Consider the following 26,599-nt stretch of genomic DNA (forward strand, 5'->3'; position numbering starts at 1 on the left):
TTTCCGATCCGATTTCCTCGGTGCTTTCCAGGTTCTCGCTTTCGCGTTTCCCTTTCCGGCGGTTCCGACTCTATCAGATCCTTTCGGCGTCCGATCCCCCGTCGGCGGGGTTTGTCTTCCCGGCCCTTGGGCCGTTCTGACGAGTGAGACTTTAGCGGATTCCTCGCCCCCGAGCTAATCGGGGCCGGCGCCCTTTCGAACGCGGATTCCTCATTTCGCAAATACGCACGCCAAAACATTCGACGCCGAAGCGACGAGAGAGTGGTTGGTACCTGCGGAATGGCTGTCCGGGGCCGACCGGAGTCGGTGCTCACGTCGGACAACTCGGAGAACACTACGCATCGGCCCGGGGTGTGTCAACCCTCGTCCGGACGGCCCTCCGACGGCGTACGCTGGCCGTCATGTCTACGCGTACGTGTACCCAGCTCTGGTGGGCCGCCTGACGGCGGCCGTACACACGTATGCACTCAACGGCCGCCGCTTCGGCGGCCGTTCTCATATCTCCTCCGGGACTCCGGGGGCCGGCCGCAGAAGCGGCGGTCCCGATCAGGAGGTGGAGTGGAGATGACGCGGGTCTTCAGCGGGATCAAGCCGACCGGGCACGTGACCCTCGGGAACTACCTGGGCGCCATGCGGCGGTGGGCCCAGGTGGACCAGCACCGGGCGGACTCGCTGTTCTGCATCGTGGATCTGCACGCGCTGACCGTGGACCACGATCCGGCGCGGGTGCGCAGGCTCAGCAGGCAGGCGGCGACGCTGCTGCTGGCGACCGGGCTCGCCCCGGAGGTCTGCACGGTCTATCTGCAGAGCCATGTCGACGAGCACACCCGGCTGTCCTATCTGCTGGAGTGCGTGGCGACCGACGGCGAGATGCGACGGATGGTGCAGTACAAGGAGAAGTCCGCGCGCGAGCGGGAGCGGGGCGGCAGCGTCCGGCTGTCGCTGCTGACGTATCCGGTGCTGATGGCGGCGGACATCCTGGCGTTCGGCACGGACGAGGTGCCGGTCGGCGACGACCAGGTGCAGCACGTGGAGCTGGCGCGGGACGTGGCGGTGCGGTTCAACCAGCGGTACGGGCACACGTTCGTGGTGCCGCGCGCGACCCGGCCGGGAGTGGCGGCGCGGGTGATGAACCTTCAGGACCCGACGTCGAAGATGGGGAAGTCGGAGGACTCGGGGCCGGGGATCGTGTACCTGCTCGACGAGCCCGACGTGGTGCGCAAGAAGGTGATGCGGGCCGTGACCGACAGCGGGCGGGACGTCGTGTACGACCGGGAGAACGGGCCGGGCGTGGCGAATCTGCTGGAGATCCTCGCCGCGTGCACGGACGGGGACCCCGAGGCGCTGGCCGGCGCGTACGCGTCGTACGGCGCCTTGAAGAAGGACACCGCGGAGGCCGTGGTGGAGGTCCTCGGGCCCGTGCGGGCCAGGCACCGGGAGTTGTGCGCGGACCCCGCGTACGTGGAAGGGGTCCTCCGGGACGGAGCGGAGAAGGCGCGGGCGATGGCGCGACCGACCGTCGATGCCGCGTACCGGGCGATCGGGCTGCTGCCGCCGGTGTTCGACACGGCCCTGACCGCGTAGGTCTACGGGCGGGCCGGGTGCCCGGGAGCGGTCGGCCGGTGCCGGAGGGGGAAGACCCCGTTCGGCACCGGTTCGGTCCCGTCGGCCGGAGCGGGCTTCTCAGTCCTTCTTGCCGGAGGCGAGTTCGCGGCTGCGGTCGCGGGCGGCTTCGAGGGCGGCGATCAGTGCGGCGCGTACGCCGTGGTTCTCCAGCTCACGGATGGCGTTGATCGTCGTACCGGCCGGCGAGGTGACGTTCTCGCGGAGCCTGACGGGGTGCTGGCCGCTGTCGCGGAGCATCACGGCGGCGCCGATCGCGGACTGGACGATGAGGTCGTGGGCCTTGTCGCGGGGCAGACCGAGCAGGATGCCGGCGTCGGTCATGGCCTCGACCAGGTAGAAGAAGTACGCCGGGCCGGAGCCGGACAGGGCGGTGCAGGCGTCCTGCTGGGACTCCGGCACGCGCAGGGTCTTGCCGACGGCCCCGAAGATCTCCTCGGCGGTGGCCAGGTGCGCGCCGGTGGCGTGGGTGCCGGCGGAGATGACGGACATGGCCTCGTCGACGAGGGCCGGGGTGTTGGTCATGACGCGGACGACCGGGGTGCCCGCGGCCAGGCGCTCCTCGAAGAACGAGGTGGGGATGCCGGCGGCGCCGCTGATGACCAGGCGGTCGGCGGGGATGTGCGGGGCGAGCTCGTCCAGGAGGGTGCCCATGTCCTGCGGCTTGACCGTGAGGATCAGGGTGTCGGCGGTCTTGGCGGCCTCGGCGTTGGCCACCGGGGTGACTCCGTACCGGGTGCGGAGTTCCTCGGCGCGTTCGGGTCGGCGTGCGGTGACCAGGAGATCGGCCGGAGCCCAGCCGCCCCGGATCATTCCGCTGAGCAGGGCTTCGCCGATCTTGCCGGTGCCGAGGACTGCGACTTTCTGGCTCATGGAGTCATCCTCGCACCGGCTCCGGACGGTGGGCGGGGTTGTCCGGCAGGCGGAACACCCCCGCGGTGCCTACGCGGTACGGCGCCTGAGGGTCGCCGCGCCCAGTCCCAGGACGAGCAGGGCGCAGCCGGCCACGATCAGCACGTCGCGGACGAAGGTCGCGGTCATGTCGGTGTGGTGCAGGACCTGGTTCATGCCGTCCACGGCGTACGACATCGGCAGGACGTCGGAGACGGCCTCCAGGGCGGGGTGCATGGCGGAGCGGGGAGTGAACAGGCCGCAGAGGAGCAGCTGGGGGAAGATCACCGCGGGCATGAACTGGACCGCCTGGAATTCCGAGGCCGCGAAGGCCGAGACGAACAGACCGAGGGCCGTGCCGAGGAGGGCGTCGAGGAGGGCGACGAGGAGGAGCAGCCAGGGTGAGCCGGTGACGTCGAGGCCGAGCAGCCACACGGCGAGGCCGGTGGCGAGAGCCGACTGGACGATGGCGAGGGCGCCGAAGGCGAGGGCGTAGCCGGCGATGACGTCCGCCTTGCCGAGGGGCATGGCGAGGAGGCGTTCGAGGGTGCCGGAGGTGCGTTCGCGCAGGGTCGCGATGGAGGTGACCAGGAACATCGTGATCAGCGGGAAGATCCCGAGCAGGGAGGCGCCGATGTTGTCGAAGGTGCGGGGGCTGGCGTCGAAGACGTAGCGCAGCAGGATCAGCATCAGGCACGGGATGAGGATCATCAGCGCGATGGTGCGCGGGTCGTGGCGGAGCTGGCGCAGTACCCGGGACGCGGTGGCGCTGCTGCGGGCGGCGCTGAAGGCGCTGGTGGGTGCGGCGGTGTGCGCGGGGCCGGTCGTGCTCATCGGGTGCTCTCCTTGCTGCGGCCCGCGGTGACGGCCTGGTCGACGAGGTGAAGGAAGGCGGCCTCGACCGTGTCGGTGCCGGTGCGGGTGCGCAGGGCGTCCGGGGTGTCGTCGGCGAGGATCTCGCCCTCGCGCATGAGGAGGAGGCGGTGGCAGCGCTCGGCCTCGTCCATGACGTGGGAGGAGACGAGGAGCGTGGCGCCCCGGCCGGCGGCGAGTTCGTGGAAGAGCTGCCACAGGTCGCGGCGCAGGACGGGGTCGAGGCCGACGGTCGGCTCGTCGAGGACGAGGAGTTCGGGGGCCCCGAGCAGGGCGACGGCCAGGGAGACGCGGCTTCGCTGGCCGCCGGAGAGGTTGCCGGCGAGGGCGGCGGCGTGGCTGGTGAGGTCGACGTCGGCGATGGCCCGGGTGACGTGCTCCTGGCGGCGTTCGTCGGCGGTGCGGCCGGGGTCGAGGATCGCGGCGAAGTACTCGAGGTTCTGGCGGACGGTCAGGTCGTCGTAGACGGAGGGCGCCTGGGTGACGTAGCCGATGCGGTTGCGCAGGCCGGGGTGGCCGGCCGGGTGGCCGAGGACGTCGAGGGTGCCGGTGACCTTGGCCTGGGTGCCGACGACGGAGCGCATGAGGGTGGATTTGCCGCAGCCGGAGGGGCCGAGCAGGCCGGTGATCTGGCCGCGGGGGACGGTGAATCGGAGCTGGTGCAGGACCGTGCGGGGGCCGCGCCGGACGGTGAGGTCCTCGGCGTGGACGGCGGGGGTCGGGGCCGGGTGCGGTGGGTCCGGCACGTAATTCATCATGTGATGAATAATTGCGCCGCGGACAGGGGCCGTCAAGGGGGGACTCGACGGTTCTCGGCGCGGACCGGCGGGGCTCCTGGGAGTCCGGCGCATGCGAAAGCGGCGGCCGGGTGGACCCGGCCGCCGCTCCGTCGGTCGTGGGAGCCCGGGTGTCAGGGCTTGGTGGCGACGAGCAGGAGCACGTCGTAGACCTCCTCGACCACGCCGTCGGGGAAGACCTCCAGCAGGTGGCCGCGCTCCTCCTGGAGGAAGCCGTTCCGGGAGTCCTCGGGGGTGAGGAGGAACGCCGAGTGGCTGCCGATGTTCGCGAGGTGGGTGTCGACCGGGACGCGGCGGCTCCAGCGGACCACCCGCCGGCTGAAGCCGAGGCGGCCGCTCGGGTCGGCCAGTTCCGGGCGGGTGCCGTCCCGCTGCTGGGCGACGATGTCCGTGCCGAGGAAGCGGCCGATACGGCCCGCGGCCTCGGCGAGCCAGGGCACGTCCAGGGCGTCGCCGTTCCACCACAGCGCCAGCGCACCGCCCGGCCGCAGCACCCGCAACGCCTCGGGCACCGCGCGGGCCGGGTCGGTCCAGTGCCAGGCCTGGGCGTAGGTGACGAAGTCGGCGTGGCCGCCGGCGACGGGGAGGGCGTTGCCGTCGCCCCGGACGATCGGGATGTGCGGCAGAGCGCGGCGGAACTCGGCGGCCATGCCCGCGCCGGGTTCGACGGCGAGGACGTCGGCGCCGCGGCCGTGCAGGAGGGCGGTGGCGATTCCGGTACCGGCACCGACGTCCACGACCCGGGCGCCGGACAGGGAGCGGCCGGCCAGTTCCTCGACGGTGTCGAACAGCGCGGGCGGGTAGGACGGGCGGTTCGCGGCGTACTGGGCCGCCGCGGCGTTGAAGGAGTGGGCGCGGGCGGCGTGCGAGGGCGGCTGCGTCGTGGTCATACGACCATGCTCGGTGAGCGCGGCATCCGGTGGCACCGCATTTCCGTGACCGCGCCCGGGCGACCGGACCGGGTGGCCGGCGTGGGCCGGCGCCGTGTGCGGTGGGGCGCGACCGGCGCGGTGATCCGGCTGGGCGGCGAACGCTTCCCGGTCGACGCGCCCGCCGGGAGCGGGGCGCCGGACGCCGGGGCGTACGCGGCGAAGGGCGGGCCCCGGCGTGGACTCGGCCGGGAGCGGGCGTGCCGGGGAGCCGGTACCGGTGGCAGCCGTCGTCAGCGGTGCCGCTTCTTCTTCGCCGGGTTGCCGGTGCGGCGGGTGGTACGGCGTTCGTACTCCTCGCGGGCCTTGTCGTACTCCTCGCGGTGCAGCTTCTCGCCCGGGGCCTCGGTGAGGGAGCGGAAGAAGTAGGCGAGGAGGGAGCCGACGAAGCCGATGGCGAGCAGGCCGCGCAGGGAGGCCTGGCGCTGGGGGTCGTGCCGGCTGCCGAACCCCTCCCAGGTGTTGCGGAAGGCGAGCGCGCTGCAGATCGCGAACATGGCGATGATCAGCACGGTCACGAAGGAGCCGGTGTCGGCGATCGCGATGCCCTCGTAGGCGAAGCGCAGCACCAGGCAGGAGGCGGCGGCCGCGACCAGGGACCCGGCGGCGACGCCGGCGCGGCGCGCCGCGTAGCCGGCGTCGTGGTTCACCCAGGAGGTGCCGAAGAAGCGCAGCGGCTCCGGGCGGGGGCCGCTGGTCGGCGCCGTCTCGCCCGCGGAGCCCGCGGGGGTGTCCGGGGTGCCGGTTTCGTCGCTCACGGGACGATTATGGCGCCGGACCCCGGCGGGCTCCCGGCCGGGTCGGCCGTCGCGGGTGGCGTCAGAGCGCGCAGCGCGAGGCGACGTAGCCGTCGCTGCCCGTGTGGACGTAGGCGTCGGACACGTACTGGCCGTTGTCGATGTTGTCCCAGATCTTGGTGGTGCCGTACGGGCCGGTGACCGTGGTGCCGGGTGCCTGGCAGAAGATCGCCACGCGGGAGCCCTCGGGGAGCACGCGGACGATGCCGTACTGGGTGCCGGGGCCGCTGCGGACGTTGAGGCTGACGCCCGGGGCGACCGCGAAGGTGCGCACGGCGGCCTCCGCCGTCAGGGCTTCCTGCTCGCCGGAGCCCTGGACCGCTTCCGGGTGGTCGACGGAGTCGACGGACATGAGACTTCCCCCCTCGGCCCCCACGGCTGTCATGGGGACCGTCGTTCCCCCGGTCACGGTGACCGAGGCGACAGAAGCGAGTCGCTGAACAGTTGTGCGCGACTCGCACGCGGAGGCTAGCAAGCCGCCTCTGTCTCGCACGAGTCATCGACTAGGCTCCGTGCGTCGCGCGCGGACGACGAGCACGGGGGGCGGTCCATGGCGCCACAGCGCAGCAGCGGAACGGGCGCGGAAGCGGAACTTCCCGAGTACGCCGGCCACTACCGCCTGGAGTCATGTCTCGGTTCCGGCGGCATGGGGGTCGTCCATCTCGCCCGCAGCACCTCGGGGATGCGGCTCGCGGTGAAGGTCGTGCACGCCGAGTTCGCGCGGGATCCCGAGTTCAGGGGCCGCTTCCGGCAGGAGGTGGCCGCCGCCCGGCGGGTCAGCGGTGCGTTCACCGCGCCCGTCGTCGACGCCGATCCGGAGGCCGAACGGCCCTGGATGGCCACGTCGTTCATTCCCGGGCCGACCCTCTCCGACCAGGTGAAGCGTCATGGGCCCATGGCCACGGAGCAGTTGCGGCGGCTGATGGCCGGACTCGCGGAGGCGCTGCGCGACATCCACCGGGTCGGCGTGGTGCACCGGGACCTCAAGCCGAGCAATGTGCTGCTCGCGGACGACGGGCCGAAGGTCATCGACTTCGGGATCTCCCGGCCGAAGGACAGCGAACTGCGCACCGAGACCGGGAAGCTGATCGGCACGCCGCCGTTCATGGCGCCCGAGCAGTTCCGGCGGCCGCGGGAGGTGGGGCCGGCGGCGGACATCTTCGCGCTCGGCTCCGTCATGGTCCACGCGGCCACCGGGCGGGGGCCGTTCGACTCCGACAGCCCGTACGTGGTGGCGTACCAGGTGGTGCACGACGAGCCCGATCTGACGGGTGTGCCGGAGAGCCTCGCGCCACTGGTGGTGCGCTGTCTGGCCAAGGAGCCCGACGAGCGGCCGACGCCCGACGAGTTGATGCGGGAGCTGCGCTCGGTGGCGGCCTCGTACGACACCCAGGCCTTCATACCGGCGCAGCGGACCGGTGACGACGCGGGACGGCGGACCGGGGGCGACGGGGAGCGGCGGGCCGGTGACATCGCGGATCCCCTGGCCGGTGCCCGAGCCGGACGGCGGGACGGCGCCGACGGGGAACGGCGGCTGCCCGCGGCCGGAGCCGGCGAACCGGAGGGCGGCGGACGGCCGTCCCGGCGGTCGCTCCCCGGCCGCTGGGCCCGGCGGTCGCTTCCCGGCCGCCCGGTGGTGCGGCGGAGTCTCGTCGCGGCCGTGGCCGTCGTCCTGGTCGTGGGCGGGGTGTGCACGGCACTGCTGTGGCCGCGCGGTGCGGACGGACCGGAGGTGAAGGAGACCGGGGCCCGGGCCGGTGTGCCCGCGGTCGGGGCGTGGCGGGCGAAGCCGGCGGGCCGGGGATCCGGGATACCGCGGTGCACGGAGGGTGCCGGGCGGCTGCTGTGCTTCCGGTCCGGTTCGGCGTACGCGCTCGACGCGGCGGACGGCACGCGGCTGTGGCGGCGCGCGGTCGGCGGCCCGGACGCGAACGGCGCGCCCGCGCTGGCCGGCGGGGTGCTGGTGCTGCCGACGGACGGGGGCCGGCGGCTGGTGGGCCTGGATCCGGCCTCCGGCCGGACCCGCTGGCAGCGGGACCGGGCCGCCGGCACGGAGACGCGGATCGCGGGCGACATGCTCCTCGTCACCGGCACGGACGGCACGGTGACGGGGGTGGACGGAGCATCGGGGCGCGAGAGCTGGCACCGCCGGCTGCCCGGCCGCGGCACCCCGGCCCTGACCGCCGACGCCGGCGGCACCCTGGTCCATGCGGCCACCACCTCGCTGGACGGGGCGTACACGCAGGTCACCGAGTTGGACGCGGGTACCGGCGGCACGCGCTGGACGGCGCGGCTGCGGGGCGTGCTGCGGCCGGTCGGCAGTGACGGCGGTGCGCTGATCCTGCTGTCCGACGACAGCGCGGCGGCGGTCACGGACGCGGTGGTCCGCTACTCGCCGGCCTCGGGCACGACCCGCCGGACGAAGCTGACCGTGCCGCTGACGGCTCCGCAGGCGGCCGTGCACGGCCGGGTGCTGCACCTGCTGGCCGCCGGCGGCTCGCTGGAAGCCGTCGACCTGCGCACCGGCAAGCGGCTCTGGCACCTGGAGACGGCGGTGAGCCGGGGCTCGGCGCCGGTCGCCACCGCCGATCACGTCTACTTCAGCGCCCCCGACGGGCGCCTGCTCGCCGTGGCCGCCCGGGACGGACGCCTGCTCGGGCAGACACCGCCCCGGCTCGGGGCGGGCTCGGGCCAGGTCGCCGGCACCCTGCCGGCTCCGCTGGCCGCGGGCGCCCAGGTGTACGCCACGGCGCCCGACGGCAGCGTCTTCGCCGTGGACGGCCGTACCCCCGCGGCCTGGTGAGACGGCGCGGGGCCGCCCCCGGTGGGAGCGGCCCCGCGCGGGAGTCCGGGTCAGCCGAGCTTGCTCACGTCACGGACGGCGCCCTTGTCCGCGCTGGTCGCCATGGCGGCGTAGGCGCGCAGGGCGGCGGAGACCTTGCGCTCGCGGTCCTTCGGGGCGTACACGCCGTCGAGGGCCTTCTCGCGGCGGGCCAGTTCGGCCTCGTCGACCAGCAGCTCGATCGTGCGGTTCGGGATGTCGATGCGGATGCGGTCGCCGTCCCGGACCAGGGCGATGGTGCCGCCGGAGGCCGCCTCGGGGGAGGCGTGGCCGATGGAGAGCCCGGAGGTGCCGCCGGAGAAGCGGCCGTCGGTGATCAGCGCGCAGCTCTTGCCGAGGCCGCGGCCCTTCAGGTACGAGGTCGGGTACAGCATCTCCTGCATGCCGGGGCCGCCCTTGGGGCCCTCGTAGCGGATGACGACGACGTCGCCGTCCTTGACCTCCTGGGTGAGGATCCGCTGGACGGCCTCCTCCTGGGACTCGCAGACCACGGCCGGGCCCTCGAAGGTCCAGATCGACTCGTCGACGCCGGCCGTCTTCACGACGCAGCCGTCGACCGCCAGGTTGCCCCTGAGGACCGCCAGACCGCCGTCCTTGGAGTAGGCGTGCTCGGCGGAGCGGATGCAGCCGTTCTCGGCGTCGTCGTCCAGGGAGTCCCAGCGCTCGGACTGGGAGAAGGCCTCGGCGGAGCGGACGCAGCCGGGGGCCGCGTGCCAGAGTTCCACGGCCTCGGGCGAGGGGGAGCCGCCGCGGACGTCCCAGGTCTTCATCCAGTCCGAGAGGGACGGGCTGTGGACCGCGTGGACGTCCTCGTTCAGCAGGCCCGCGCGGTGCAGTTCGCCGAGGAGGGCCGGGATGCCGCCGGCGCGGTGCACGTCCTCCATGTAGTACGTGCGGTTCTTCGCGACGTTGGGCGCCACCTTGGCCAGGCAGGGCACCCGGCGGGAGACGGCGTCGATCTGCTCCAGGCCGAAGGGGACGCCGGCCTCCTGGGCGGCGGCCAGCAGGTGCAGGATCGTGTTCGTGGAGCCGCCCATCGCGATGTCCAGGGCCATGGCGTTCTCGAAGGCCTGGAAGGTGGCGATGTTGAGGGGCAGGACGGTGTCGTCGTCCTGCTCGTAGTAGCGGCGGGTGAGGTCCATGACCGTGCGGGCCGCGTTCTCGTACAGGGCGCGGCGGGCGGTGTGGGTGGCGAGGACCGAGCCGTTGCCGGGCAGGGAGAGACCGATGGCCTCGGTCAGGCAGTTCATCGAGTTGGCGGTGAACATGCCGGAACAGCTGCCGCAGGTGGGGCAGGCGTTCTCCTCGATGCGCAGGATGTCCTCGTCGGAGATCTTGTCGTTGACGGCGTCGGAGATCGCGTCGACCAGGTCGAGGGTGCGGACCGTGCCGTCGACCAGCGTGGCCCGGCCGGACTCCATGGGGCCGCCGGAGACGAAGACCGTGGGGATGTTCAGGCGCAGGGCGGCCATCAGCATGCCCGGGGTGATCTTGTCGCAGTTGGAGATGCACACGAGGGCGTCGGCGCAGTGGGCCTCGACCATGTACTCCACCGAGTCCGCGATCAGGTCGCGGGAGGGCAGGGAGTAGAGCATGCCGCCGTGGCCCATGGCGATGCCGTCGTCGACGGCGATCGTGTTGAACTCGCGGGGGATGCCGCCCGCCTCCTTGATCGCCTCGCTGACGATCCGGCCGACCGGCTGGAGGTGGGTGTGGCCCGGCACGAACTCGGTGAAGGAGTTCGCGACGGCGATGACGGGCTTCCGGCCGATGTCCGCACCGGGTACACCGGAGGCGCGCATAAGGGCGCGGGCGCCCGCCATGTTGCGGCCGTGGGTGACTGTGCGGGACCTCAGCTCGGGCATCGTCGCTCGCTCCTTCGAAGACCTTCTGCCAGTGAGTTCTGACTGTCTACGAGCGTACGCCGCGCCTCCAAGGACTGGACACGGTTGTCCGGAATGCGGGACGCGTGTCCCATGGGCCGTGGGTGCGGCGGGTGCCGGGGTGCGGTCGCCGCACGGCTCAGGGGTTGGTGAGGTGCCCCTGCACGACGGGAGCGACCCGGGCGATGATCTGCTCCAGGTCCGCGGAGGCCAGCGGCTCCAGCTTGATCACGTAGCGCATCATCGCCGCACCGACCAGCTGCGCGGCGGCCAGCTCGGCCCGCAGCTCCGCGTCCGGCAGGTCCACCTGGGCGGCGACGCGGCGCAGCAGCTGGGCGGCGACGAGGCGGCGGAAGACGGCGGCGGCGGTCTCGTTGTTCACGGCGGACCGCACGATCGCGAGGAGCGGGGTACGGGTCGTGGGGTTGTCCCAGACACCGAAGATGAAGCGGGTCAGCCGCTCCCCCACGCCGTCCAGCGGTCCGTCGGCCAGCGCGTTGGGCGCGTCGAGCGCGGGCGCGAAGGCGACCTCGATGGCCGCCTCGAAGATCTGGTCCTTGGTGCCGAAGTAGTGGTGGACGAGCGCCGAGTCCACACCGGCCGCCTTGGCGATGCCGCGTACGGACGTCTTCTCGTACCCGCGCTCGGAGAACTCCTCACGGGCGGCGGCGAGGATGCGGTCGCGGGTGTCGGCGGACTCGGCGCGCGGGGGGCGGCCCCGGCGGCGTGCCGTGGTCCCGTTCCCCGCAGGGGGCGTGCCGCCGTCCGCCGGCGGCCGCGCGGTGCCGTTCATCGCCGGGGCACCCGCACCGCCGCCGAGGCGAGGTGCTTGCGCGTGAACTCCAGGGCCTCGGCGAGATCGGCCTCGCGCTCGGCGCTGGACATCGCCCGCCGGGTGTTGACCTCGATCACGACGTGGCCGTCGAACCCGGTGAACGCCAGGCGCTCCAGCAGCTCGGCGCAGGGCTGGGTGCCGCGGCCGGGCACGAGGTGCTCGTCCTTGGCGGAGCCCCGGCCGTCGGCGAGGTGGATGTGCCCGAGGCGGTCGCCCATGCGGTCGATCATGTCCAGGGCGTCGGTGCGGGCCGTCGCCGTGTGGCTGAGGTCGATCGTGAAGTGCCGGTAGTCGTGCCGGGTGACGTCCCAGTCGGGGGCGTAGGCGAGCATCTCGCGGTCGCGGTAGCGCCACGGGTACATGTTCTCGACGGCGAACCGTACGTCCGTCTCGTTCGCCATCCGCCAGATCCCGTCGACGAAGTCCCGGGCGTACTGCCGCTGCCAGCGGAAGGGCGGGTGGACGACGACGGTGGAGGCACCGAGCTTCTCCGCGGCCGACCGGGCCCGCTGGAGCTTGACCCAGGGGTCGGTGGACCAGACCCGCTGGGTGATCAGCAGACAGGGGGCGTGGACGGCCAGGATCGGGACGGCGTGGTAGTCCGACAGGCGGCGCAGCGCCTCGATGTCCTGGCTGACCGGATCGGTCCACACCATGACCTCGACGCCGTCGTAGCCGAGGCGCGCGGCGATCTCGAAGGCCGTCGCCGTCGACTCCGGATACACGGAGGCCGTCGACAGGGCGACGCGCACGTCCTTTGCTTCAGCCACGTCCGTCACCATACGGCGTCGGGTGGGGCCCATGTTCGGTGCCTGTTCGCCGTTGTGAGGTTTGCCATGCGGGCGGCCGCGGGATCCCGCGCGGCCCCCCGAGCCCCTCCCGGGACGCTACGCGGAGCCCATGTGGTCGAGGCGCCGCAGGATCACGCCCTCGCGCAGGGCCCACGGACAGACCTCCAGGTTCTCCACCCCGAACAGGTCCATCGCGCCCTCGGCCACCAGGGCGCCGGCGAGGAGCTGGTTGGCCCTGCCCTCCGAGACCCCGGGGAGTTCGGCGCGCTGGTCCGTGGTCATGCCGGCCAGGCGCGGCACCCAGGCCTCCAGGGACTCGCGTTTGAGCTCGCGCTGGACGTAGGGACCCTCGGCGCTGCGGGCGGCGCCGGCGATGCGGGCCAGCTGCTTGAAGGTCTTGGAGGTGGCGACGACGTGGTCGGGGGCGCCGAAGCGGCTGAATTCGCCGACCGTGCGGGCGATCTGCGCGCGGACGTGCCGGCGCAGGGCGCGGACGTCCTCCGGGGCCGGCGGGTCCTTGGGCAGCCAGCCGGCGGTGAGCCGGCCGGCGCCGAGCGGGAGGGAGACGGCGGTGTCCGGTTCCTCGTCCATGCCGTAGGCGATCTCCAGGGAGCCGCCGCCGATGTCCAGGACCAGCAGTTTTCCGGCGGACCAGCCGAACCAGCGGCGGACCGCGAGGAAGGTGAGCCGGGCCTCCTCCTCGCCGCTGAGCACCTGGAGGCGGACACCGGTCTCGGCCTCCACGCGCGCGAGGACGTCGTCGGCGTTCTCGGCGTCGCGCACGGCGGAGGTGGCGAACGGCAGCAGGTCCTCGACGCCCTTGTCCTCGGCGGCCTGGAGCGCCTCCCGTACGACGGCGATCAGCTTCTCTATGCCGTCGTCGCCGATGGCACCGCTGTCGTCGAGGAGTTGGGCGAGCCGAAGTTCGGCCTTGTGCGAATGCGCGGGCAGCGGGCACGCGCCGGGGTGGGCGTCCACCACCAGCAGATGCACCGTGTTCGAACCCACGTCCAGGACACCGAGTCTCATATACGGAACGCTACTGCCAGAACGCCGCTGCTCGGTCCCCGGAGCGGGCCCCGGCCACTTACCCTGGACGGGTGCCAAAGACGAAAAAGGCGAACTCCGATAAAGCAGAAAAGGCGGACAAGGTTCGCAAGGGCGGCAAGTCCTCCAAGGGGTCGAAGGTGAGCGACGAGAAGGGGCTCGACTTCGCACGCGCCTGGGTGGAGTTCCCTGATCCGGCGGACGACGAGCAGGTCTTCCGCTGCGATCTGACATGGCTGACCTCCCGCTGGAACTGCATCTTCGGCAGCGGCTGCCAGGGCATCCAGGCGGGCCGCGCGGACGACGGGTGCTGCTCGCTGGGCGCCCACTTCTCCGACGAGGACGACGAGAAGCGGGTGGCCGAGCATGTGGCGAGGCTCACCCCGGACATCTGGCAGCACCACGACGAGGGCGTGCGCGGCGGCTGGGTCTCCGAGGACGAGGAGGGGTCCCGCCAGACGCGGCCCTTCCAGGGCTCCTGCATCTTCCAGAACCGTCCCGGGTTCGCGGGCGGCATGGGCTGCTCGCTGCACATCCTCGCCCTGAAGGAGGGCCGGGAGCCGCTGGAGACCAAGCCGGACGTGTGCTGGCAGCTGCCGATCCGGCGGACCTACGACTGGATCGACCGGCCGGACGACACGCGCGTGCTGCAGGTGTCCATCGGGGAGTACGACCGCCGGGGCTGGGGCCCGGGCGGCCACGATCTGCACTGGTGGTGCACCTCGGCGACCTCGGCGCACGGCGCGGGCGACCCCGTGTACGTCTCCTACCGGGCCGAGCTGACCGAGCTGATGGGCAAGGCCGGCTACGACCGCCTCGCCGAGCTGTGCGAACAGCGGCTGGCGTCGCAGCTGCCCCTGGTCGCCCCGCACCCGGCCGACCCGGCGCCCTAGCGGCGGAGCCGGCCCTCCCGCGCGGCCCGCGGCCCGGCCCTCCGCCCGGCCGTCCCGGTCGGGCGGAGGGCGTTCCGGTGGGCGCGGGATGCGGCCTGCCGTCCCGGTGGGCGAGGGGCGGACCCGTTCCGCGTGCCCGGCCGACCGGTGCCCCGCGCTCCCGGCGGGACGTCCTCCGGCCCGCGGTTCGTCCGGCGCCGGGAACGGACATGCCCGTCCCGTCCACGCCGCCCGGGCCGCGTCCGGCGACGCGGCTTCCGGCCGGAGGCGGTGACCCGGCCGGTCCCCCGCCCCGGCCCCCGGCTCCCCCCTCGCGTCCACCGCTAGCTGTCCGACGGGCTCGGTGGCTCGCTGTCGCTCGGCGGGGGCGTCGGGGTCGGGGAGCCGGACGGCGGTGGGTCGCTGGGGGTCGCGGGCGGGGTGGACGGTGCGGGTGACTCGCTGGTGGGCGGGTCGGTGGGGGGCGTGGCGGACGGCGTCGGATCGGGGCTGGCGGACGACTGCGGGGGCGTGGGACGGCTCGGCGCGGTGCCGTAGCCGTCGATCGTGACCACGGCACCGGCCGGGGAGACCGCCACCCGCGCGCGCCAGTGACCGGAGGGCTCCCGCAGATGGTCGACGTACACCTTGATCGTCGCCGTCTCGCCGGGGGCGAGGGTCCCCGAGGACCGGCTGAAGTAGAGCCAGGCCGCCGAGGTGGCCGTGGACCAGCGCACCTTCCCGGAACCGGACGCGGTCAGGGTGATCAGGGTGGTGTCGCCGGCGTTCGCCGCGCCGACCGTGAGCCGCGCGGCACCCTCGCCGTCGTCGTCGGAGACGCTCACGACCTCCACGGAGACGTCCGGCTTGCCGTCCTTGCCGATACGGACGCCGGGCTTCACGCGCGCGTTGCCCGCGTTCTCGTAGCCGCCGGCCGTGTCGCCGCCGAGGGCGTCGGGGCCCTGCGCCTCCCGCGCGGTGGCGGAGGGGCCGTCCTCGTCACCCACCGGGGCGCCCCGGTAGGCCGCCCAGAGGGCGAGCACCGGTGCGGCGACGACCGTGGCGACGACGGTCGTGGTGACGGCACGCGCGCGGATGCGGTCGCGGCGGGCCGCGCGGTCCTTGGGGTCCATCGGGAAGCCGCGCCGGTCGAAACGCGGCACGTCGGCGCCGCGCGTGCGTGAGTGGTGCGCGAGGGCCATGTGCAGGGCGGCGCGGGGGGCCTCCAGGACGGGCAGCTCCGCCGGGGTGACCGTGGCACCGGGCCAGCGGCCGGGTACGGCGCGCTCGGCGGTGCGGCGGCAGCGCGGGCAGTCGTCGACGTGCCGGACCAGTTCCCGGCGCAGTGCGGTGCTCAGGACGAGCCGGCTGTCCCCGGTGAGGTGGGCCACGCTCGGGCAGCCGCCGGTCTCGACGACGGCGAGGGCGGCCCGGGTCCGCTCGACCTCGCAGGCGGCCGTGGCGAGGAGTTCGCGCGCGGCCGCGGGTTCCATGCCGAGAACCGCGGCGACCTCGTGGGCGGCGAGACGATGGCGGACGGCGAGCTCCAGGGCCTCGCGCTGCTCCGGGGTGGTGCCCGCCGCCTCCGGCCAGGCCAGCAGCGCCAGTTCGCGGCGCCGCTGCTCCTGGACCTCCACGGCGACGGGCGGTTCCGGCACCGCCTTACCGGCCGTCGTCCGGCCCGCCGCGTGGGAGGCCTGACGTTTCTGCTTGGCCTCGGCCAGCTTGCGCAGGCACGCCCAGCGGGCCAGCGCGTACAGCCAGGCCCTGCGGTCTCCCGCGGCCTCCGGGACGCGGGTCCCGCGCCGCTCCGCCAGGGCGAGGACGTCACCGAGGGCGGCGGTGGCCGTGTCGTGGTCGCACAGCACCGACAGACAGTAGGTGAACAGTCCGTCCAGGTACGGCTCGTAGCGCGCCGGCGGCCGCTGGGCCAGGGTGCGCGCGGCGGCGCGGTCGCGCGCCTCGCGGTGCGCCCGGTGCGCGCCGGTCGTGCGGGTCGTGGTCTGCGGACTGCTGCTCATCACCCGTGCGACCGTAGGCGGCGGCGGAGTGCCCCTTCTGGAACCTTGAGCACTTTTAATCCGTACGGGTGAAACGATCCCTCATAAGGGGACAGGAACCTTTTATTCCGCGGCCGGATCCCGGTGGAGGGTGGCCGATACCCGACCACCCACACGCGGCCCCCGGTCCCGTTGTCAGTGCTCCGGGCTACGGTTTCCGCATGGCTGCCCGTACCAAGACCACCAAGGACCGCCCGTCCTACCGCTGCACCGAGTGCGGCTGGCAGACGGCCAAGTGGCTCGGCCGCTGTCCCGAGTGCCAGGCCTGGGGCACGGTCGAGGAGTACGGCGCGCCCGCGGTCCGCACGACGGCGCCGGGCCGGGTGACCAGCTCCGCGCTGCCCATCGGCCAGGTCGACGGCCGCCAGGCCACCGCCCGCTCCACCGGGGTGCCCGAGCTGGACCGGGTGCTCGGCGGCGGCCTCGTGCCCGGCGCGGTGGTGCTCCTCGCGGGCGAGCCCGGCGTCGGCAAGTCCACCCTCCTGCTGGACGTGGCCGCCAAGTCCGCGAGCACCGAGCACCCCACCCTCTACGTCACCGGTGAGGAGTCCGCGAGCCAGGTGCGGCTGCGCGCCGACCGCATCGGCGCCCTCGACGACCACCTCTATCTGGCGGCCGAGACCGATCTGTCCGCCGTCCTCGGCCACTTGGACGAGGTGAAGCCGTCGCTGCTGATCCTCGACTCGGTGCAGACGGTGGCCTCCCCGGAGATCGAGGGTGCGCCCGGCGGCATGGCCCAGGTCCGGGAGGTCGCGGGCGCCCTCATCCGCGCCTCCAAGGAACGCGGCATGTCCACGCTCCTGGTGGGCCACGTCACGAAGGACGGCGCGATCGCCGGCCCCCGCCTGCTGGAGCACCTGGTCGATGTCGTCCTGCACTTCGAGGGCGACCGGCACGCCCGCCTGCGCCTGGTGCGCGGCGTGAAGAACCGCTACGGGGCGACGGACGAGGTCGGCTGCTTCGAGCTGCACGACGAGGGCATCACGGGTCTCGCCGACCCGAGCGGTCTCTTCCTCACCCGCCGCGCCGAACCGGTCCCCGGCACCTGTCTGACGGTCACGCTGGAGGGCCGCCGCCCGCTGGTGGCCGAGGTGCAGGCGCTGACCGTCGACTCCCAGATCCCCTCCCCGCGCCGCACGACGTCGGGCCTGGAGACCTCCCGGGTGTCGATGATGCTCGCCGTGCTGGAGCAGCGCGGCCGGATCAGCGCGCTGGGCAAGCGCGACATCTACTCCGCGACGGTCGGCGGGGTGAAGCTCTCGGAGCCGGCCGCGGACCTCGCCATCGCGCTCGCGCTCGCGTCCGCCGCGAGCGACACCCCGCTGCCGAAGAACCTGGTGGCCATCGGCGAGGTGGGGCTCGCCGGGGAGGTCAGACGGGTCACGGGGGTGCAGCGCAGGCTCGCCGAGGCGCACCGGCTGGGCTTCACGCACGCGCTCGTGCCGACCGATCCGGGCAAGGTGCCGGCCGGTATGAAGGTGCTGGAAGTCGCCGACATGGGAGACGCGCTCCGGGTGCTGCCGCGCTCCCGTCGCCGAGAGGCCCCACGGGAGTCGGAGGAGCGCCGGTAGACTTTGCCCAGGTCTCGCCCGTCCGTACGAACAGAGTGCGCACGACGGCAGCGCCCAGAACCTGCGACCGGAGGAGTGCAGTGGCAGCCAATGACCGGGCAGCAGCTCCCGGAAAGTCCGGTGGGAGTGCCGGTTCCGATCGCCTGATGCGCGCCTCGCTGAGTGCCGTGGCTCCGGGTACGGCCCTGCGCGACGGCCTGGAGCGGGTGCTGCGCGGCAACACCGGCGGTCTCATCGTGCTCGGCTCGGACAAGACGGTCGAGGCGATGTGCACGGGCGGTTTCGTCCTGGACGTCGAGTTCGCCGCGACCCGGCTGCGGGAGCTGTGCAAGCTGGACGGCGGCATCGTGCTGTCCTCGGACCTGTCGAAGATCCTGCGCGCGGGCGTCCAGCTGGTGCCGGACCCGACGATCCCCACGGAGGAGACGGGCACGCGGCACCGTACGGCGGACCGGGTGAGCAAGCAGGTCGGCTTCCCTGTGGTGTCGGTCTCCCAGTCGATGCGGCTGATCGCCCTGTACGTGGACGGTCAGCGCCGGGTCCTGGAGGACTCCGCGGCGATCCTGTCCCGCGCGAACCAGGCGCTCGCCACGCTGGAGCGGTACAAGCTCCGCCTGGACGAGGTCGCGGGCACGCTGTCGGCGCTGGAGATCGAGGACCTGGTCACGGTCCGGGACGTGTCGGCGGTCGCCCAGCGACTGGAGATGGTCCGGCGCATCGCCACCGAAATCGCCGAATACGTGGTCGAACTGGGCACGGACGGACGTCTCCTCGCGCTGCAGCTGGAGGAGTTGATCGCGGGGGTGGAGCCCGACCGCGAGCTGGTCGTCCGGGACTACGTCCCCGAGCCGACGGCGAAGCGCTCCCGCACCGTCGACGAGGCGCTGGCCGAGCTGGACGCCCTGACCCACGCGGAGCTTCTCGAACTCGGCACGGTGGCGCGGGCGCTGGGCTACACCGGCTCTCCCGAGACGCTCGACTCCGCGGTGTCCCCGCGCGGCTTCCGGCTGCTGGCCAAGGTTCCGAGGCTGCCGGGCGCGATCATCGACCGCCTGGTGGAGCACTTCGGCGGTCTGCAGAAGCTGCTCGCCGCGAGCGTCGACGATCTGCAGACCGTGGACGGGGTCGGCGAGGCCCGGGCGCGGAGCGTGCGCGAGGGTCTGTCCCGGCTGGCGGAGTCGTCCATCCTGGAGCGGTACGTCTGAGACCCGGCCGGGGCGCCCACCGGCTCGGGGGGCGTTGCCGTCCCGCGGCTGCGGGGGCGTCGTGGCTTGCCGCGCGGTTCCCCGCGCCCCTTCGGGGCGCTCCGGTGGTGTCTAGTCCGCGGACAGGACGAAGGACGCCTGGGTCTTGGTGAGGCCCGGCGCCTTGGCCTCCAGCAGGTAGGTGCCCGCCTTCGCCGAGCCCGCGGGGGGCGTCGCACAGTGGGCGGCGCTCGGCTTGCGGTCCCACGTCACGGTGTACGTGATGCTCTTGCCCGCGGTCACCCGGAACAGCAGGCTCCCGGCTCCCTTGGGGCAGTCGTCCGACGACCAGTACGCGTCGTCCCCGTCCGCCGGGGTGATCGTCAACACCGCGTTCCTCGGCCCGAGATCAACCTTGCAGTCCTCGGACGCGCTGTTCTTCGCGGTGAGTTCGAAAGTCGGCGTCTGGTCCGGCGAGTAGGAGTTGTGCAGGCTGCGCAGACTCAACACCAGCGATCCGGCGGAGCAGTTGCGCAGTGACGAGGACGCCGGGATGGCGTCGCCCGTGCCGACGTTCCCGGCACCGGAACCAGAGCCGGAGCCGGACCCCGAGCCGTCGCCCGAACCCCCGGAACCGGCGGACCCCGACGACCCCGCGTCCGCGCCACCGCCGCCGTCGCCACCGGTGCCGGAACCGCTCCCGTCGGAGTCCCCACCGCCCGACTCGTCGCGTCCGCCCGGGTGTTGGCTGATCGCGGACCCCGAGGGGGTGGGGCCCGGCGTGATGGTGTGCTGGGGATTCTTGCCGTCGGCCCCGTCGGCGCCCTTCTTGCCGCCACCGCCGCCGAAGGTCACGATCCACGTGACCAGCAGCGCCAACAGGGCGACCACGGACAGCAGTACGGCCCTCCGACGCCAGTAGATGGTGGAGGGAAGCGGCCCGACCGGATTGCGCAGAGATCCCACGGCGCAAACTTTACGAGAGATCGTGACGCTTGCTGGCCCCACCCGCCGCGCCCGCACCAACTTTTCCGGATCATCATCCCGGCAACTGACGTCGGCGGCGGGCTTCTTCACGTTTCGCGACGTTCGGTCACCGCGCCGTCACACCCGGCACCCGCCGAGCCGTGGCAGGATCGGAAGGCCATGACTGAGAAGCTTCACGCCCCCGTGATCGCCTGGTTCGACGCCCACGCCCGCGACCTCCCCTGGCGCCGCCCGGAGGCGGGCCCGTGGGGTGTGATGGTCAGCGAGTTCATGCTCCAGCAGACCCCCGTCAGCCGAGTGCTGCCCGTCTACGAGCAGTGGCTGGCCCGCTGGCCCCGCCCCGCCGACCTCGCGAAGGAGGCCCCGGGCGAGGCGGTGCGCGCCTGGGGCCGGCTCGGCTATCCCCGCCGGGCCCTGCGGCTGCACGGCGCCGCGGTCGCCATAACGGAACGGCACGGCGGCGACGTACCGACGGACCACGCGCAGCTGCTGGCCCTGCCCGGCATCGGCGAGTACACGGCCGCCGCCGTCGCCTCGTTCGCCTACGGGCAGCGGCACCCGGTACTGGACACCAATGTGCGCCGGGTCCTCGCCCGGGCGGTGACGGGTGTGCAGTACCCGCCGAACGCGACCACGGCGGCCGAACGGCGCCTGGCCCGGGAACTGCTCCCGGAGGACGACGGGACCGCCGCCCGCTGGGCCGCCGCCTCCATGGAGCTGGGCGCGCTGGTGTGCACGGCACGGAACGAGGGCTGCGCCCGGTGCCCGATCGCCGCGCAGTGCGCCTGGCGGCTCGCCGGCAAGCCGGAGCACGCCGGCCCGCCGCGTCGCGGGCAGACGTACGCGGGCACCGACCGGCAGGTGCGCGGCAAGCTGCTCGCCGTGCTGCGGGAGGCGCACGCGCCGGTGCCGCAGACGGTCCTGGACCGGGTGTGGCACGAGCCGGTGCAGCGCGCCCGCGCGCTCGACGGGCTCGTCACCGACGGTCTGGTGGAGCCGCTGGCGGGCGGTCTGTACCGGCTGCCGTCGACCTGACGGGCGGCCAAGTCACGGCCGACGGGGGTTCGTTACGAAGCCCTCAGCCCGACAAAGCGCTAGATAAAGGGACATTCAGGTCACTCGCTTTACCCGTTTCCTCCTTCCGTTACACAACCGACGGACAGCCGATTGCTAGCCGCAGGCTGGTCCGCACAGCCCCGTGACAACCGCTCCGTAGCTTCTTCTCCGTGCCCGGCAGACCACGGGACACGGGGACTGAAGGACTCCGGACGCGATCCGGGGTGAACGGGGAACGGAGGCGGTTGATCATGGCGCAGGGCGAGGTGCTCGAATTCGAGGAGTACGTCCGCACCCGGCAGGACGCGCTGCTGCGCAGCGCCCGCCGACTGGTGCCGGACCCGGTCGACGCCCAGGACCTGCTGCAGACCGCGCTGGTGCGGACGTACGGCCGCTGGGACGGCATCGCCGACAAGCGGCTCGCCGACGCCTACCTGCGCCGGGTCATGATCAACACGCGGACCGAGTGGTGGCGGGCGCGCAAGCTGGAGGAGGTCCCGACCGAGCAGCTGCCGGACGCGTCCGTGGACGACTCCACCGAGCAGCACGCCGACCGGGCCCTGCTGATGGACATCATGAAGGTGCTGGCACCGAAGCAGCGCAGTGTCGTGGTGCTGCGACACTGGGAGCAGATGTCCACGGAGGAGACGGCCGCCGCCCTCGGCATGTCGGCCGGAACGGTCAAGAGCACGCTGCACCGGGCGCTCGCCCGGCTCCGCGAGGAGCTGGAGGCCCGCGATCTGGACGCACGCGCGCTGGAGCGTGAGGAGCAGGAGCGTTGCGCGGCCTGACCGGGGCCGGGCCCGACCGGGCCCGAGGGAGTTCATTGGCGGTGATCGCGGCGGTGGCCTCGATCGCCGCCCTCGCCCTTTTCGTCGCCGCCTGCGGTGCCGGGGGGACGGGGCCCCGGGACGAGGGCCCGGCGCACGCGTCCGCGGTGGCGGGCGCCGTCGCCTCCCCCTCGCCGAGCCCGTCCGAGAAGTACCGGCGGGTGGACGCGGTCGACCTGATCAAGAAGGATCCGGCGGTGTCCGGGACGGTGAAGCGGGAGCTGAAGCCGTGCAGCGGCGACGACTACCCGGTCGACGTCACCTACGGCGACCTGACCGGCGGATCCGTCAACGACGTCCTGGTCAACGTGACGACCTGCGGTGACTACGTGGGCATCGCCACGTACGTGTACCGCGAGGAGAACGGCACGTTCACGAACGTCTTCAAGAACGAGGAGTCGCCGGTCTACGCGGAGATCGACGGCGCCGACCTGACCGTGACCAAGCAGGTCTACGACACGGACAATCCGGTGTCGAACCCGTCGAGGGAGACCGTGATCACGTACGGCTGGCGGTCGGGGCGCTTCGTCCAGACACAGATCCACGAGACCGACTACAGCAAGACCGGCGCCGACTCCGGCGCGGCGGACGACTGACCCCCCACACGATCACGAGGACTGAGAGCACCGGGATGGCAGACCAGACCCACGTCCTGTTCGTCGAGGACGACGACGTCATCCGCGAGGCCACCCAACTCGCGCTGGAGCGGGACGGCTTCGCGGTCACCGCGATGCCCGACGGCCTGTCGGGACTGGAGGCGTTCCGGGCGGACCGTCCCGACATCGCGCTGCTGGACGTCATGGTGCCGGGCCTGGACGGCGTGAGCCTGTGCCGCCGCATCCGGGACGAGTCCACCGTGCCGGTGATCATGCTGTCCGCGCGCGCCGACTCCATCGACGTGGTCCTCGGCCTGGAGGCGGGTGCGGACGACTACGTGACCAAGCCGTTCGACGGTGCCGTGCTGGTCGCGCGGATCCGCGCGGTGCTGCGGCGCTTCGGGCACGCCGGCGGTGCCGCGCAGGCCGGGGAGTCCGCCGACCCGGTGAACGGCGGCACGCTCGCCTTCGGCGACCTGGAGGTCGACACCGACGGCATGGAGGTGCGCCGGGCCGGCCGGCCGGTGGCGCTGACCCCGACCGAGATGCGGTTGCTGCTGGAGTTCTCCTCCGCGCCGGGCTCCGTGCTCTCCCGCGACAAGCTGCTGGAGCGGGTGTGGGACTACGGCTGGGGCGGGGACACCCGGGTCGTCGACGTGCATGTGCAGCGGCTGCGGCAGAAGATCGGCCAGGACCGGATCGAGACGGTCCGCGGCTTCGGTTACAAGCTGAAGGCCTGAGCGGAGCGGCATGATGCGGGGGATCCTTCGGCACCCGGTCCGGCACATGGAGCGGGCCGGTCTGCGCACCGGGCTCAGATGGAAGCTCAGCGCGGCGATCGCGCTGGTGGCCGGTCTGGTGGCGATCGTGCTCAGCCTGGTCGTGCACAACGCGGCCCGTGTCTCGATGCTGGACAACGCGCGCGAACTGGCCAACGAACGCCTGCTGCTGGCCCAGCGCAACTACGAGCTGAACCGGGGACCGACCTTCCCCTACATCAAGATCGACGACGCGGGACTGCCGGCCACCCTGCGCGAGAAGGTCGAACAGGGCCGCCGGGCCAGTGACGTGGCCGAGCACGACGGGGTGCCGGACATCTGGGCGGCCGTACCCGTCAAGGGCGGTCACGTGCTGTCCGTGCACCTCCACATGCCGGACCGCAGCACCGACATGATGAAGGACCTGGACCAGGCCCTGGTGATCGGTTCCGTCGCGGTCGTGCTCGGCGGCAGCGCGCTGGGCGTGCTGATCGGCGGTCAGCTGTCCCGGCGGCTGCGCAAGGCGGCGGCCGCCGCGAACCAGGTCGCCAAGGGCGAGGCCGAGGTCCGGGTGCGCAAGGCCATCGGCGGGGTCGTACGCGACGAGACGGACGATCTCGCGCGGGCGGTGGACGCCATGGCGGACGCGCTCCAGCAGCGGATCGAGGCCGAACGGCGGGTCACGGCCGACATCGCGCACGAGCTGCGCACCCCGGTGACCGGTCTGCTGACCGCGGCCGAACTGCTCCCCCCCGGCCGGCCGACCGAGCTGGTCCTGGACCGCGCCAAGGCCATGCGCACCCTGGTCGAGGACGTCCTGGAGGTGGCCCGGCTGGACGGCGCCTCGGAGCGGGCGGAGTTGCAGGACCTCATGCTCGGCGAGTTCGTGGCCCGCCGGGTGGCGGCCAAGGACCCGGACATCGTCGTACGGGTGGTGCACGAGTCGGAGGTCACCACCGACCCGCGACGCCTGGAGCGGGTCCTGTTCAACCTGCTGGCCAACGCGGCACGGCACGGTCGGCCGCCGATCGAGGTGACCGTGGAGGGCCGGGTCATCCGGGTCCGCGACCATGGCCCCGGCTTCCCCGAGGAACTGCTCGCCGAGGGTCCGAGCCGGTTCCGCACCGGCAGCATGGACCGCGCCGGCACCGGACACGGGCTCGGCCTGACCATCGCGGCCGGCCAGGCGCGAGTGCTCGGCGCCCGCCTGACGTTCCGGAACGTGCGGCCCGCCGGAGTCCCCGCCCATGTCCCCGCGGAGGGCGCGGTGGCCGTGCTGTGGCTCCCGGAGCACGCCCCGACGAACACGGGCAGCTACCCGGTGATGCCGCTGTCGGGAGGCGGGTGACGCGGCCGCTCGGGCACGCCCCGGGTTACGCCACTTCGGCGCCAGGCACGCCCCGGGCAACGTCGGACCCGATCCCGTCCCGTCCCCTCTCGGCCACATGGGCCCCGGTCCAGGTCCGACGCGTCCCCGGCCACATGAGACCTGGTCCTGGCCCGTCGCGTCCCCGTCCGGCGCACCCGGCGCACCCGGCGGCGCCGGTCCCGGCCCGTCGCGTCCCGGCCCGGCGCACCCGCGGATCCGGTCCGGGACACCGACGGCCGGGGCGGCGCCGGTTCGGGCGCCGGGCATGGCGAAGGCCCCCGGGGCGGACACCGGCCGGGGGCCTTCGTCGGCGATCGTCAGACGCGCTCGATCACCGGGGACTCGTTCAGACGGCCTCGATCACGGCGGCCGGAGCGACGTCCTCGCCGCCCTCGGCGGGAGCCGGCTTCTGCGGACCGCTGCGCAGAGGCACTTCCTTCACGAAGAACGCGGCGATCAGCACGGGGATCGCGACGGCCGCGCCCAGCACGAACGCCGAGTGCGTGCCCGCGGAGACCGCGTGCTGGTACGCCTCCCGCGCCGCCGCCGGCAGCTTGGCGAGGCTCGCCGCGTCCAGCTGCGCCGACTGCTCGGTGATCTTCGAGCCCAGGGCGCCGGCCCGCTCGGACATGACGTCCTGGACCCGGTGGTTGAACAGGGCGCCCATGATGGCGACACCGAAGGAGGAGCCGAGCGTACGGACCAGGGTGGTGGACGAGGACGCGACGCCCATGTCCTTCATCTCCACGCTGTTCTGCGCCACCAGCATGGTGGTCTGCATCAGGCAGCCCATGCCGAGGCCCAGTACGGCCATGTAGACACCGGAGGTGAACCGGGTCGTGTCCGTGTCCATCAGCGACAGCAGGTACAGACCGACGATCATCAGGGCGCCGCCGGCGATCGGGAAGATCTTGTAGCGGCCACTGTTGGTGGTGACCCGGCCGGCGACCATCGACGTCACGAGCATCGCGCCGAGCATGGGCAGGAGCAGCAGACCCGAGTTGGTCGCGGAGGCACCCTGCACCGCCTGCTGGTACAGCGGCAGGAACAGCGTGGCGCCGAACATCACGAAGCCGGTGATGAAGCCGATGACCGACATCAGGGTGAAGTTGCGGCTGCGGAACATGTGCAGCGGCACCACCGGTTCGGCGGCCCTGGTCTGCCAGAACACGAACCCGACCAGGCTGGCCACGCCGATACCGGTCAGCTCCATGATCCGCGCGGAGGTCCACGCGTACTCCGTGCCGCCCCAGGTGGTGACCAGCACGATCGAGGTGATGCCGACGGTCAGCAGTGCCACGCCGAGGAAGTCGATGCGCGCCTTGGCCCGCTTCTTCGGCAGGTGCAGCACGACGCTGACCAGGACGAGGGCGACCGCGCCGAGCGGCAGGTTGATGTAGAAGGACCAGCGCCAGCCCCAGTTGTCGGTGATGGTGCCGCCGACGAGGGGGCCGCCGATCATCGCCAGCGCCATGACGCCGGCCATCATGCCCGTGTACTTGCCGCGCTCGCGCGGCGGGATGAGGTCGCCGATGATCGCCATGACGCCGACCATCAGACCGCCGGCGCCGAGACCCTGAACGGCCCGGAAGCCGATGAGCTCGCCCATGTTCTGGGCCATACCGCTCAGCGCGGAGCCGATCAGGAAGATCACGATCGAGCTGAGGAAGGCGCCCTTGCGCCCGTACATGTCGCCGACCTTGCCCCAGATCGGGGTCGAGGCCGCGGTGGCCAGGGTGTAGCCGGTGACCACCCAGGACAGGTGCTCCAGGCCGCCCAGCTCACCGACGATCGTGGGCATCGCCGTACCCACGATCATGTTGTCCAGCATCGCGAGCATCATCGCGATCATGAGCGCGAGCAGGACGACCCGCACGCTCCTGGGCTTTTTGCCCTCGACACTCTCCACCGTGTCCGCCATCTCTTCCCACTCCCCCTGCGGCGCGCACTTACTTGCCGCCCGGCTAGTTCACTACACTGGGAAGGTAGACCTGTAACTAGCCGGGCG

The 26,599-nt window shown here is 72.9% G+C and carries 23 protein-coding genes; 10 read left to right on the top strand and 13 right to left on the bottom strand.

From position 1 onward, the window contains the following. Nucleotides 1-564 precede the first annotated feature (564 nt). Complete coding sequence (gene trpS, locus ACF08B_RS34470; RefSeq protein WP_392320986.1) at nt 565-1,584, top strand: tryptophan--tRNA ligase; 1,020 nt, start codon at nt 565-567, stop codon at nt 1,582-1,584. A 99-nt stretch (nt 1,585-1,683) separates the two neighbouring features. Here trpS and proC read toward each other — a convergent pair whose 3' ends face one another. The 6 genes from proC to ACF08B_RS34500 all read right to left on the bottom strand — a co-directional run bounded on the left by proC (nt 1,684) and on the right by ACF08B_RS34500 (nt 6,262). After that, complete coding sequence (gene proC / locus ACF08B_RS34475) at nt 1,684-2,496, bottom strand: pyrroline-5-carboxylate reductase (protein WP_392320987.1); 813 nt, start codon at nt 2,494-2,496, stop codon at nt 1,684-1,686. Between the two features lie 69 nt (nt 2,497-2,565). Continuing rightward, a complete protein-coding gene (locus ACF08B_RS34480; RefSeq protein WP_392320988.1) occupies nt 2,566-3,348 on the bottom strand; it encodes an ABC transporter permease in 783 nt (260 codons plus the stop codon). Then, nucleotides 3,345-4,145 (bottom strand): ABC transporter ATP-binding protein, encoded by an 801-nt coding sequence (locus ACF08B_RS34485; RefSeq protein WP_392320989.1) that lies wholly within the window; start codon nt 4,143-4,145, stop codon nt 3,345-3,347. The genes ACF08B_RS34480 and ACF08B_RS34485 overlap by 4 nt, the downstream gene beginning before the upstream one ends. Nucleotides 4,146-4,297: 152 nt before the next feature. After that, nucleotides 4,298-5,074 (bottom strand): class I SAM-dependent methyltransferase, encoded by a 777-nt coding sequence (locus ACF08B_RS34490; protein WP_392320990.1) that lies wholly within the window; start codon nt 5,072-5,074, stop codon nt 4,298-4,300. A 272-nt stretch (nt 5,075-5,346) separates the two neighbouring features. Next, the gene (locus ACF08B_RS34495; protein ID WP_392320991.1) at nt 5,347-5,871 is read right to left on the bottom strand and encodes an EamA/RhaT family transporter; all 525 of its coding nucleotides are present in this window, start codon (nt 5,869-5,871) and stop codon (nt 5,347-5,349) included. A 61-nt stretch (nt 5,872-5,932) separates the two neighbouring features. Next, nucleotides 5,933-6,262, bottom strand: a complete 330-nt coding sequence (locus ACF08B_RS34500; protein ID WP_392320992.1) for an SH3 domain-containing protein — start codon at nt 6,260-6,262, stop codon at nt 5,933-5,935. Nucleotides 6,263-6,460: 198 nt separating this feature from the next. Between ACF08B_RS34500 and ACF08B_RS34505 the strand changes: the two genes are divergently transcribed. Further along, on the top strand, nt 6,461-8,713 hold the full coding sequence (locus ACF08B_RS34505) for a PQQ-binding-like beta-propeller repeat protein (RefSeq protein ID WP_392320993.1): 2,253 nt from the start codon (nt 6,461-6,463) through the stop codon (nt 8,711-8,713). A gap of 50 nt (nt 8,714-8,763) precedes the next feature. Here ACF08B_RS34505 and ilvD read toward each other — a convergent pair whose 3' ends face one another. The 4 genes from ilvD to ACF08B_RS34525 all read right to left on the bottom strand — a co-directional run bounded on the left by ilvD (nt 8,764) and on the right by ACF08B_RS34525 (nt 13,290). Next, on the bottom strand, nt 8,764-10,617 hold the full coding sequence (ilvD, locus tag ACF08B_RS34510) for a dihydroxy-acid dehydratase (RefSeq protein WP_392320994.1): 1,854 nt from the start codon (nt 10,615-10,617) through the stop codon (nt 8,764-8,766). Between the two features lie 157 nt (nt 10,618-10,774). Further along, entirely contained in the window at nt 10,775-11,428 is a 654-nt protein-coding gene (locus tag ACF08B_RS34515) for a TetR family transcriptional regulator (protein WP_392320995.1), read from the bottom strand. Then, entirely contained in the window at nt 11,425-12,252 is an 828-nt protein-coding gene (locus tag ACF08B_RS34520) for a sugar phosphate isomerase/epimerase family protein (protein ID WP_392321069.1), read from the bottom strand. The genes ACF08B_RS34515 and ACF08B_RS34520 overlap by 4 nt, the downstream gene beginning before the upstream one ends. A gap of 105 nt (nt 12,253-12,357) precedes the next feature. Further along, a complete protein-coding gene (locus tag ACF08B_RS34525) occupies nt 12,358-13,290 on the bottom strand; it encodes a Ppx/GppA family phosphatase (protein ID WP_392320996.1) in 933 nt (310 codons plus the stop codon). A 71-nt stretch (nt 13,291-13,361) separates the two neighbouring features. On the opposite strand from ACF08B_RS34525, the gene ACF08B_RS34530 reads away from it, so the two are divergent. Then, complete coding sequence (locus ACF08B_RS34530) at nt 13,362-14,201, top strand: hypothetical protein (RefSeq protein ID WP_392320997.1); 840 nt, start codon at nt 13,362-13,364, stop codon at nt 14,199-14,201. Between the two features lie 323 nt (nt 14,202-14,524). On the opposite strand, the gene ACF08B_RS34535 is transcribed toward ACF08B_RS34530, so the two are convergent. Continuing rightward, entirely contained in the window at nt 14,525-16,204 is a 1,680-nt protein-coding gene (locus ACF08B_RS34535; RefSeq protein ID WP_392320998.1) for a hypothetical protein, read from the bottom strand. Nucleotides 16,205-16,401: 197 nt separating this feature from the next. On the opposite strand from ACF08B_RS34535, the gene radA reads away from it, so the two are divergent. After that, a complete protein-coding gene (radA, locus tag ACF08B_RS34540) occupies nt 16,402-17,811 on the top strand; it encodes a DNA repair protein RadA (RefSeq protein ID WP_392320999.1) in 1,410 nt (469 codons plus the stop codon). An 80-nt stretch (nt 17,812-17,891) separates the two neighbouring features. Beyond that, complete coding sequence (gene disA / locus ACF08B_RS34545) at nt 17,892-19,016, top strand: DNA integrity scanning diadenylate cyclase DisA (protein WP_073901036.1); 1,125 nt, start codon at nt 17,892-17,894, stop codon at nt 19,014-19,016. A 111-nt stretch (nt 19,017-19,127) separates the two neighbouring features. On the opposite strand, the gene ACF08B_RS34550 is transcribed toward disA, so the two are convergent. After that, nucleotides 19,128-19,961: a hypothetical protein gene (locus tag ACF08B_RS34550; RefSeq protein ID WP_392321000.1), complete on the bottom strand. Its 834-nt coding sequence runs from the start codon at nt 19,959-19,961 to the stop codon at nt 19,128-19,130. A 180-nt stretch (nt 19,962-20,141) separates the two neighbouring features. Here ACF08B_RS34550 and ACF08B_RS34555 point away from each other — a divergent pair, with 180 nt between their 5' ends. From ACF08B_RS34555 to cseC, 5 genes are all read left to right on the top strand, one after another. After that, a complete protein-coding gene (locus tag ACF08B_RS34555; RefSeq protein WP_392321001.1) occupies nt 20,142-21,017 on the top strand; it encodes an A/G-specific adenine glycosylase in 876 nt (291 codons plus the stop codon). A gap of 272 nt (nt 21,018-21,289) precedes the next feature. Further along, a complete protein-coding gene (locus tag ACF08B_RS34560; RefSeq protein WP_073901040.1) occupies nt 21,290-21,829 on the top strand; it encodes a SigE family RNA polymerase sigma factor in 540 nt (179 codons plus the stop codon). Between the two features lie 41 nt (nt 21,830-21,870). Next, entirely contained in the window at nt 21,871-22,464 is a 594-nt protein-coding gene (locus ACF08B_RS34565) for a hypothetical protein (protein WP_392171348.1), read from the top strand. 35 nt (nt 22,465-22,499) lie between these two features. Continuing rightward, nucleotides 22,500-23,204, top strand: a complete 705-nt coding sequence (gene cseB, locus ACF08B_RS34570) for a two-component system response regulator CseB (RefSeq protein WP_093476702.1) — start codon at nt 22,500-22,502, stop codon at nt 23,202-23,204. A gap of 13 nt (nt 23,205-23,217) precedes the next feature. Next, nucleotides 23,218-24,570 (top strand): two-component system sensor histidine kinase CseC, encoded by a 1,353-nt coding sequence (cseC, locus tag ACF08B_RS34575; protein ID WP_392321070.1) that lies wholly within the window; start codon nt 23,218-23,220, stop codon nt 24,568-24,570. Nucleotides 24,571-24,937: 367 nt separating this feature from the next. Here the strand turns inward: cseC and ACF08B_RS34580 are convergent, their stop codons facing one another. After that, complete coding sequence (locus ACF08B_RS34580; RefSeq protein ID WP_392321002.1) at nt 24,938-26,512, bottom strand: MDR family MFS transporter; 1,575 nt, start codon at nt 26,510-26,512, stop codon at nt 24,938-24,940. Nucleotides 26,513-26,599 lie beyond the last annotated feature (87 nt).

This window comes from Streptomyces sp. NPDC015139 (genome assembly GCF_043079785.1).
Classification (GTDB): domain Bacteria; phylum Actinomycetota; class Actinomycetes; order Streptomycetales; family Streptomycetaceae; genus Streptomyces; species Streptomyces albidocamelliae.

Excerpts from the sequence above, each read along its gene's own strand:
- trpS (WP_392320986.1), top strand. The coding sequence starts at position 565 with ATGACGCGGGTCTTCAGCGGGATCAAGCCGACCGGGCACGTGACCCTC.
- proC (WP_392320987.1), bottom strand. The coding sequence starts at position 2,496 with ATGAGCCAGAAAGTCGCAGTCCTCGGCACCGGCAAGATCGGCGAAGCC.
- cseB (WP_093476702.1), top strand. The coding sequence starts at position 22,500 with ATGGCAGACCAGACCCACGTCCTGTTCGTCGAGGACGACGACGTCATC.
- cseC (WP_392321070.1), top strand. The coding sequence starts at position 23,218 with ATGCGGGGGATCCTTCGGCACCCGGTCCGGCACATGGAGCGGGCCGGT.
- ACF08B_RS34505 (WP_392320993.1), top strand. The coding sequence starts at position 6,461 with ATGGCGCCACAGCGCAGCAGCGGAACGGGCGCGGAAGCGGAACTTCCC.
- ACF08B_RS34515 (WP_392320995.1), bottom strand. The coding sequence starts at position 11,428 with ATGAACGGCACCGCGCGGCCGCCGGCGGACGGCGGCACGCCCCCTGCG.
- ACF08B_RS34520 (WP_392321069.1), bottom strand. The coding sequence starts at position 12,252 with ATGGTGACGGACGTGGCTGAAGCAAAGGACGTGCGCGTCGCCCTGTCG.
- ACF08B_RS34525 (WP_392320996.1), bottom strand. The coding sequence starts at position 13,290 with ATGAGACTCGGTGTCCTGGACGTGGGTTCGAACACGGTGCATCTGCTG.
- ACF08B_RS34490 (WP_392320990.1), bottom strand. The coding sequence starts at position 5,074 with ATGACCACGACGCAGCCGCCCTCGCACGCCGCCCGCGCCCACTCCTTC.
- radA (WP_392320999.1), top strand. The coding sequence starts at position 16,402 with ATGGCTGCCCGTACCAAGACCACCAAGGACCGCCCGTCCTACCGCTGC.
- ACF08B_RS34500 (WP_392320992.1), bottom strand. The coding sequence starts at position 6,262 with ATGTCCGTCGACTCCGTCGACCACCCGGAAGCGGTCCAGGGCTCCGGC.
- ACF08B_RS34580 (WP_392321002.1), bottom strand. The coding sequence starts at position 26,512 with ATGGCGGACACGGTGGAGAGTGTCGAGGGCAAAAAGCCCAGGAGCGTG.
- ACF08B_RS34555 (WP_392321001.1), top strand. The coding sequence starts at position 20,142 with ATGACTGAGAAGCTTCACGCCCCCGTGATCGCCTGGTTCGACGCCCAC.
- ilvD (WP_392320994.1), bottom strand. The coding sequence starts at position 10,617 with ATGCCCGAGCTGAGGTCCCGCACAGTCACCCACGGCCGCAACATGGCG.
- ACF08B_RS34485 (WP_392320989.1), bottom strand. The coding sequence starts at position 4,145 with ATGATGAATTACGTGCCGGACCCACCGCACCCGGCCCCGACCCCCGCC.
- ACF08B_RS34560 (WP_073901040.1), top strand. The coding sequence starts at position 21,290 with ATGGCGCAGGGCGAGGTGCTCGAATTCGAGGAGTACGTCCGCACCCGG.
- ACF08B_RS34480 (WP_392320988.1), bottom strand. The coding sequence starts at position 3,348 with ATGAGCACGACCGGCCCCGCGCACACCGCCGCACCCACCAGCGCCTTC.